Annotated in this window: 10 protein-coding genes; 2 read left to right on the forward strand and 8 right to left on the reverse strand. The window is 66.3% G+C overall.

Annotated features, from left to right (window positions below; translation table 11 throughout):
• Nucleotides 1-105 precede the first annotated feature (105 nt).
• The 7 genes from GY937_10460 to GY937_10490 form a co-directional block, all read right to left on the reverse strand.
• On the reverse strand, nt 106-315 hold the full coding sequence (locus GY937_10460) for a hypothetical protein (GenBank protein MCP5057132.1): 210 nt from the start codon (nt 313-315) through the stop codon (nt 106-108).
• A 2-nt stretch (nt 316-317) separates the two neighbouring features.
• Entirely contained in the window at nt 318-812 is a 495-nt protein-coding gene (locus tag GY937_10465) for a hypothetical protein (GenBank protein ID MCP5057133.1), read from the reverse strand.
• 87 nt (nt 813-899) lie between these two features.
• Entirely contained in the window at nt 900-1565 is a 666-nt protein-coding gene (locus GY937_10470) for a hypothetical protein (GenBank protein ID MCP5057134.1), read from the reverse strand.
• Nucleotides 1566-1570: 5 nt separating this feature from the next.
• Nucleotides 1571-2149, reverse strand: coding sequence for a sigma-70 family RNA polymerase sigma factor (locus GY937_10475; protein MCP5057135.1), 579 nt, complete (start codon nt 2147-2149; stop codon nt 1571-1573).
• A 61-nt stretch (nt 2150-2210) separates the two neighbouring features.
• Nucleotides 2211-3083, reverse strand: a complete 873-nt coding sequence (locus tag GY937_10480; GenBank protein MCP5057136.1) for a hypothetical protein — start codon at nt 3081-3083, stop codon at nt 2211-2213.
• A 15-nt stretch (nt 3084-3098) separates the two neighbouring features.
• On the reverse strand, nt 3099-3884 hold the full coding sequence (locus GY937_10485; protein ID MCP5057137.1) for a methyltransferase domain-containing protein: 786 nt from the start codon (nt 3882-3884) through the stop codon (nt 3099-3101).
• The gene (locus GY937_10490; protein ID MCP5057138.1) at nt 3881-4723 is read right to left on the reverse strand and encodes an enoyl-CoA hydratase/isomerase family protein; all 843 of its coding nucleotides are present in this window, start codon (nt 4721-4723) and stop codon (nt 3881-3883) included. The genes GY937_10485 and GY937_10490 overlap by 4 nt, the downstream gene beginning before the upstream one ends.
• Before the next feature lie 86 nt (nt 4724-4809).
• On the opposite strand from GY937_10490, the gene GY937_10495 reads away from it, so the two are divergent.
• Nucleotides 4810-5829 carry an enoyl-CoA hydratase/isomerase family protein gene (locus tag GY937_10495; protein ID MCP5057139.1) on the forward strand — a complete coding sequence of 340 codons (1020 nt, stop codon included), beginning with the start codon at nt 4810-4812 and terminating at the stop codon, nt 5827-5829.
• Nucleotides 5826-7121, forward strand: a complete 1296-nt coding sequence (locus GY937_10500) for a CoA transferase (GenBank protein MCP5057140.1) — start codon at nt 5826-5828, stop codon at nt 7119-7121. Before GY937_10495 ends, GY937_10500 begins: the two co-directional genes overlap by 4 nt.
• Nucleotides 7122-7130: 9 nt before the next feature.
• Here GY937_10500 and GY937_10505 read toward each other — a convergent pair whose 3' ends face one another.
• On the reverse strand, nt 7131-7268 hold the full coding sequence (locus tag GY937_10505; GenBank protein ID MCP5057141.1) for a hypothetical protein: 138 nt from the start codon (nt 7266-7268) through the stop codon (nt 7131-7133).
• Nucleotides 7269-7724: the final 456 nt, after the last annotated feature.

Consider the following 7724-nt stretch of genomic DNA (forward strand, 5'->3'; position numbering starts at 1 on the left):
ACACTACCTCGCGGCTCTCGATCGCGAACTCGACACCGATCCGACCGACACCGATTCGCCGTTCTGACGAGAAACCAGCACTCGCGCGCGACCACGGCTAGATGATCAGATTTCTACGGTTTCTCGTGATCGCCAACAACCGGCCCGTCGTCGCAGTTCCTGGTCTTCAGTGACAGCCTCCTGTTCGAGAACCTGACGCACCTTCGAGACGTTCTGGGCCAGGGCCTGTTCGCGCGTCTGGGGTGCGGGGGCTTCGCCGGCTGCGGGTGCAGCGACGGCCAGGAGCAGCACGAGTGCTCGGAGGGAGCGGCGCATGGCTACTTCTCCCCGCCGCTTTTTGCGGTCTTGCTGTCGCCCTTCGTCTCCACACCGATGCCGGCGGACGAATCGACGATGCCGTTGTTCCCGATCAGTCCGAGAATGTTCCCGTTCTGGTTCGTGACGATGGTTCCGTAGTTGTCGCCATCGACGCGGGTAACGGCAGAGATCGAACCTTGATAGTTCTCGAACTGGCTGAAGCGGCCGTTGTTCGTGGTCGGGGCCAGACGCAGGAGGGAATCTCCCACCTGCGCACCGACCCGGTTGCGATCGAGCGAGACGCGGTCTCGCCCGGTGATGCTCGGCCGGACCTGAACGGCCTGGGGCGCCTGCCTTGCCTGGGTTGCTTGGGTTGCCTGTTGGGCGTAGCCACCCGGTGAAACGCTGATCGGCGTGTAGCCGTGCATTGGCCCGCTGGCTGTCGCGGGGGCCACGAGGGCGCCGCTGAGGACCAACGTCGCAGCGAGGCCGCGCAAGGGATGATTTCTCGACATCGAACTTCTCCTTGGGATGGGTCGCCGGGGGCGACCGGGGTTGTCCGTGAGTCACGGGCAGCCCAGGAGAGGTTCATCCCTCGCTCGTCAGTAGCCCTTCGTCGCGCCCCGGATCACGTCCTCGCGCGTCAGCAGGTCCGCGAGCAGCTCACCGATCTCCTCCTCCTGCTCCTTCTTCAGGCTATGGAGTTCGACCGTATACAGGCCCAGGGCCGAGGGGCCGTCGACGATGCGGCCGTCGAGGCCGCGGATGGTTTCGCGCAGGGTCGTCTCATCGATCCCGGGTTGGAAACCCAGCTTGATCTGGGCCGCATCCGGGTCGATGGCGACGGTTCCGTAGATGCCGAGGTCACTGATGGCAGAATCATCGGGCTGGGCCAACCAGATCCCGCCCACTGCCAGGAGCAGGGCGAACTGCGCGGCCACCGCCGCTTTCGCGAGGGTCGGCACTCCGCCCCAACCTGTGAAGAGATTCTCTCGGAGCCACTCGCCGACGCGCCCGAAGCCGCTGGCTCTTGCTTTCTCTGCCTCGTGGGCATCGATGCGCGAAAGGGTTCGCGTGATGAGGGCGGGGTTCCACTGGGCTTCGCCGGCCGTATCGCCGACGGATGTCTGCATCACCTGGAGCTCCGCCAGCTCGGCGCGCAGGTCATCGCTTGCGGCCAGGGCCGCTTCGACGGCTGCGCGCTCCTCGGGTTCGAGGGAATCGGCGGCATACCAGGGCAGTAGTTCTCGGGCTTCGTTTTCATTCATCGGGCTCATGGGGATCCTCCGGCGACGGCAGCGGAAAGGATGGGCTGCAGTTTTCGCTTGGCGTGATACATGCGGGTCTTCACGGTCCCCTCCGGACATCCAGCGATGTCCGCGATTTCCTTGTACGAGCAGCCCTGGAAGAAGGTGAGCTCGACGACCTCTCGATGTTCGGGAGAGAGATCGTTCAGGGCGCCCTTGATCTGCTCGGCGAGGGCGAGCCGATCGAGTTGCTCGCCGGCGTCTTCGGCCGGGTCGGCGATCGGAGCGTCGTCGTCGATGTCGCGGGTATCGATCTTCTTGCCGCGGATGGCGTTCAACGCGCGGAAACGTGCGATTCCCAGGATCCACGTGGACGGCTTGCTGCGCGCCTCGAAGCGGCCAGCACTCTTCCACACCTCGAACATCACGTCGTCGACGACCTCCTCGGCCTTGCCCTCTTCTTTCACCATGCGAATCGCAAAGCGGAAGATTCGCGGGCCGTAGACCTCGTAGAGCTTCTCGAACGCCCGCCGGTCGCCGTCGGCGATCTGGCGGATCCATTGGGCTTCCTGCTCGGAAGCACTCCCGGTTTCACGCTCGTTCATTTCACCCCGTGGGTCACAGGCGAGGCCAGCCCGGTTCAATCGATGCCTGCTTCACCCTACCTCACCCGCGGGGCAGCGCAGCGCGGACGGCAGGCAGCCCCTCTCGAACGAGCCGAACCCATCTGACCTGGGCGCCGGGGTCCCAGCCCTGGGCCGTCTCCCGGTCGAGCTGGGTTTCGAAGCGGCGAAGCTCGGTCTGGAGCCTGCCGAGCCGCCCAGCCCAGTGCAGCGCAAAATCGCCTTCGGCGGCGTCTCGGCTGGTGCCTCGTCCGACGATCTCCGAGATCCATGGGTTCCGGTTGGCTTCCCGCGCCACCAGATCGGCAAGGTCGAAGTGCAGTTGCGCATGGAGGAGGGTGGGAGCATCGGACCGCTGGCGAGGGTTGAGCCAGGACATTTCCGCATCGAAGAACGCGTTGAAGCGCGCGCCTTGGGCCCGCACTTCGAACCCACCGCTCGGCGAGCGCTGGGTTTCTGTTTCGAGAGTGCAGCTGACGAAAACGGAAGCAATCACCGCGCGTCGTGCGAGCACTTCGTAGGTCTGGTTCGGGTCCGCGCTCCTGGGCTCTCGGGAGCGGAAGTCCTTGGGCCGCAGCTGGCGATGGGCCCTCAACGCTGGTTCCCGATGCAATCGCCCTTTTTCGGTCGTGCATCCGCCGAGGGATGGAATGCCGAGTTCGGTGAGCCGACTCTGTGTCGCTTCGCCTTCGAAGGGATCGATCCCGAGGGCTTTCATCTCTGCACCGCGGGCGAGCGCCGCACGGCGGCGTTCCGCGAGCTGTCGCTCGAGCCCCGCTGACATCCCGGGAAACAAATCGGGCTTCGGCGTTTCTTCGGCACGCGAAGGCGCCCCGCCTCCTCCGCCGGCACAGGCGGTGCCGAGTGCGAGGGCCATCGCGATGACGCGAGCCGTTCCCCCATTCGCTCGTCCCATGGATTGCTCGCTTCGCTAGCCAGCGCGCAAGGCGCCGAAAACGTACCGGTTGATGCTGAAGAAATATTCGCCGCTCTCGCCGAGAGCGCGGAGTTCGTCTGCCCAGGCCTGGGCCTCATCGGAATTGACCTCGCCGCTTCCGGCGACGAATCCCTGAATCGCTGCAAGGATGCCGAAGCTGTAGCAATGCGAATGCAGGGACGGGTTCACGATCGGAATCGCCTCGCGATGGGTCACCTGCAGGCCTGCAGCTTCGAGGAGCGCACCCAAACGGGCGGGAAGATGCGGATCATGTAGATGCCCATCCCACGCGTCCATCACGCGGCGCATGCGGGCACGGTCGCGTGTCTGCCAGACGACGCTATCCCAATCCGTATCCAGGATGAAGACGCGGCCCCCCGGCCGCAGAACGCGATGCACCTCGGCCAGGGCGGTCTCCATATCCGCCACGTACTCGTACACCTGGGAGGATGTGACGACATCGAAGCTCGCGTCGTCGAAGGGCAGGGAGGTGGCATCTGCTTTGTGATAATCGGTCCAAGGCATGTCGGCGCAGCGATTCTCGCTGATGCCGACCATCGCATCGGAAGCATCTACACCGGCGACGCGTCCCTTCTCGCCGACGATCTTCGCCATGTCGTGAACGAGTAGGCCCGGTCCCACACCCACATCCAGGGCACGCTCGCCTTCCCGCAAGGCCACGGCCCGCAGGAAATCACTGCGCTGTCCGACGACGTCCGGCGTCATGTACATCCGTTCGAGCGCCCTGGCGACATTCTCATCGAATTCGAGCTGGCTCACGCCGGGCCTCCCATTTCTGTGCACACCTGAGCGAGCCGCAATTCTGTCTCGCGGGTCTGGCCGCCACGATCCATGAACGTGCGCATCCGTTCTCGAGCCGGTCGGGTTCGAAGCAATCCGTCGAAGAGGAATCCCTCCTCGATCAGGCCGGGTCCGACGTCTCCCTCTGCCTGAACGACCGATCGCTTGGCCGCTGCGATCGCCTCGGCGGGAAACGAGGCGATGCGCCGGGCCAGCCTGTCGACGAACGGGCGTAGATCGCTCGGCGGAAGCGCCCGATTCAAGTAGCCCCAACGCTCCGCGGTCTCCGCGTCGAGATCGTCGCAGCCGAGGATCATTTCCAGGGCCCGGCCTCGGCCGAGCAGGCGCGGAAGCCGCTGCGTGCCCGAGCCTCCGGGAAGGATGCCGATGGCCACTTCGGGTTGGTTGACGACGGTTCGACCCAGCGCGCCGAACCGCATGTCGAAGGACGACGCCAACTCGCTGCCGCCGCCACCCACCCGACCTCCGACTTCGGCAAGGGTTGCTTTCGGCATGGTGCGGAAGGTCTCGCACATGGCGTGGAACGGGTTGGCCATGGCTTCCGGGACGCGCTTGGCGGGGGCATCCGTTGGAAATTCGAGAATGGCCTCCACGTCGAAGTGCGCGATGAAGAAATCCGGATCATCACTGCGCAACACGACCGCTCGTACCGCGTCGTCGTCCGCCACCTCAGTGCCAAATCGGGCCAGCTCGCCGAACAGCTGCAGGCTCATCAGGTTGACCGGCGGGTTGTCGATCGTGGCCCAGGCCACGCCGTCTTCAGTTCTGACACGCAGTCGTTCGAAGTCATAGGCCATGGACGGTCCTCCTGGCGAACCACGGTACCGTAGTGCGCCGACGAGGGAGGTGGGATGCGGGCGGCCGCGAGCGATAACATCAGGCCATGGCGGATGCTCTCTCTCCTCAGGATCTGGTCGAGCAACTCGGCGATCCGACGGCCTCCGAGCGCTGGTCTGCCTTGACGGGTGACGGCGTTCTGGCACTGGATCTGCGCGGAGAAGCTGGCGGGCTGACAATGGGGCCGGCGGCCGAGCGCCTCATCCAGCTACCTGCAGTGTCTGTGGCGTGGGTCGAGGACGAGGTGGATGCCGGCCTGCGTCCGCTCGCTGCGGCAGCCGACGTCGTCGTCCGGGATCCGGCCTCGATCGCGCTCTTGCGCTCGGTCGTTTCCCGCACTCCACTGGCTGCGCTGGCGCTGGTCCAACTGCTGCGGCATTCCGAAGGGCGCAGCATCCACGATGGCTTGACCGCGGAATCCTGGGTCTACGGGATGCTTCAGGCCGGCCCGGAGTTCGCTGCCTGGCTGGAAGGCCGCGAGCCCAAGCCGGCGGAAAGCTCTCGCGAACCCGCCGTTCGGATCGCGCGCGACGGCGATCGCCTCGAACTCGTGTTGAACCGTCCCGAGCGACGCAACGCGTTCTCGGCGGCCATGCGCGATGGGCTTTGCGAAGGGTTGGCCCTCGTCCACCAGGATCCAACGATCCGCTCGGTCGAGCTGCGCGGGGCCGGGCCATCCTTCTCTAGCGGCGGCGATCTCGACGAGTTCGGCAGCTTGCCCGATCCTGCGACGGCTCACGCGGTTCGCTCCACTCGAAATCCCGGTCGACTCCTGGCCGAGATTGCCGGGCGGGTACATGCCTATGTCCACGGTGCATGCGTCGGCGCGGGGGTCGAGCTGCCGGCGTTCTGTACGCGGGTCACGGCCCGTCCTGATGCCTTCTTCCTGCTGCCTGAGATCAGCATGGGGCTCGTGCCAGGTGCCGGGGGTACGGTGAGCCTGCCGCGTCGGATCGGCCGACAACGGACGGCCTGGCTGGCGCTCTCCGGCGAGCGACTCTCCGCGGAATCCGCCTCGGCCTGGGGGCTGGTAGACGAAGTGACGGAACCGGGCTCTCCCCGTTGAACGATCCGGCCCTCGCGTGGGCACAGCGGTTGGCACGCGAGCTCCTTCCCGAGGCGTCGCTCCAGCTCACGACGCCCGGGGAATCCGCGGCCAGCGCGTGGGCCCGGTCCGGAGCGCTCTGGCTCACCGGCCAGCCCGGGGAGGCGCCGGTTCTGCCGAGTGTGCCGCTACCGAGTTGCATGGATGGGGCTGTCGCCGTGCTTCGCGCTCTCGCGCCGGATGCGGATCTGGAGGATGTGGACGGCGCAACCCTCCTGGGGGAACACGCGGCATTGGCCGGGCTGCGGCGACGAGGGCGGATCTCGCCCGGAGGAAGCGCGCAGCTGGTCCCGGGGGCCGATGGCTGGCTGGTCGCCAATCTTCCGCGCGGCGAGGACCTCCGTTCCCTGTCTGCATGGCTCGACATCCCTCCCCCTCGTGAGTCCGACGTCTGGGAGGCGATTTCCACCGCTGTCGCTGCTCGGCCTCTCGGCGAGCTCGTCGAGCGTGCGCGTTTGTTAGGCCTGGCTGTCGCTGCGGTCCGGCCCGACGATCCGCCCCCCGATGAGCCATGGCTTCGCGTTGCCGAGCGCGGCCCGAGTGGCTCGCCCGCCGAAGACAGGCCACTCGTGGTCGACCTCTCCTCGTTGTGGGCCGGCCCGCTATGCGCCGATCTGCTCCGGCGTTGCGGTGCCAGGGTCTGCAAGGTCGAGTCGGAGGGTCGCCCGGATGGTGCACGCGCTGGCCCTGCAGCGTTCTTCGACCTGCTCAACGCGGGCAAGCCGAGCGTCGCGCTCGACTTCGACGATGCTGCCGGCCGCGCAGCCCTGCACAAGTTGATCGGAGCCGCGGACATCGTGATCGAGGCGTCCCGCCCGCGCGCGTTGGAGCAGTTGGGAATCGATGCCGCAGCATGGGTTCACGAGAAGCCTGGCCGGGTCTGGCTGAGCATCACTGCATACGGGCTGCGCGAGACGGAGCGAGAACGAATCGGCTTCGGCGATGATGTCGCCGCGGCTTCGGGACTCGCCTGGTCGGTACCCGGAGCACCGCTCTTCGTTGCGGACGCCCCTGCCGACCCACTCACCGCGGTCCACGCCGCGGCCTCGGTTCTGGCCGCACGCAGGCAGGGCCAATCCCGCCGTCTCGATATCTCTCTCGGGGCCGTCATGTCAGCGGTCTGCGCGTTGCCGCCGGACGCGTCGGAGAAATCGGGCCTGGATATCCAGAAGCCCCGAGCACGGAAGCCGAAAGGCTCGTCCCGAGTTCTCGGGGCGGATACCCGTGAGATCTTCGCATCCATCGCGAGCTGACGAATCGCCTCACGGTTTCAGGGTCGCGCTTCGTCTGGAAGCGCTCGCGAGCACGATGCCGGCCTGTGCGCCGAACTCCCCACTCTGGGCAGATTCGCGGAGCGGCAGGAGAGCTTCGTTGGCGCGGCCGAGGCGGATGAGAGCCATCGCGAAGCCGAAACGGATCTCCGCATTGTCCGGATTCTTCGCGGAGCAATACGAGCGTCCGCTCGGGATGGCTCCCGGCCAGCAGCGCCTTGGCCTCGCTGACCATGCTCATCGAATCCTGCTGACAGGCACCGAGGAGGAGCAGGCACAGGGTACCGATGGGCCAGGCGACCCGAGTCATGGCGATGAATCCACGACGGTGTGCTCACCTGCCCCAGGCCGCATTCGGGAGCATCGGAAATTTCCTCACTGGCGTATGTCCTGGCTTCGTCCAACCGGGATTGCACCCTCGACAATCGGAAGTGACAAATTCTCCCCCTAGGAGTCTGCGCGGCAGAGGGCCATTGAGGGGTGAGTCTCGCTAGAGTGAGCCATGCCGCGAGACTTTCGACGCTACGAGCCGGACCAGTCGCTTCTCCTGCCGCCCTCGCTTCGGGATTGGCTTCCCGAGGATCA

The sequence above is a fragment of the bacterium genome, assembly GCA_024228115.1.
Classification (GTDB): domain Bacteria; phylum Myxococcota_A; class UBA9160; order UBA9160; family UBA6930.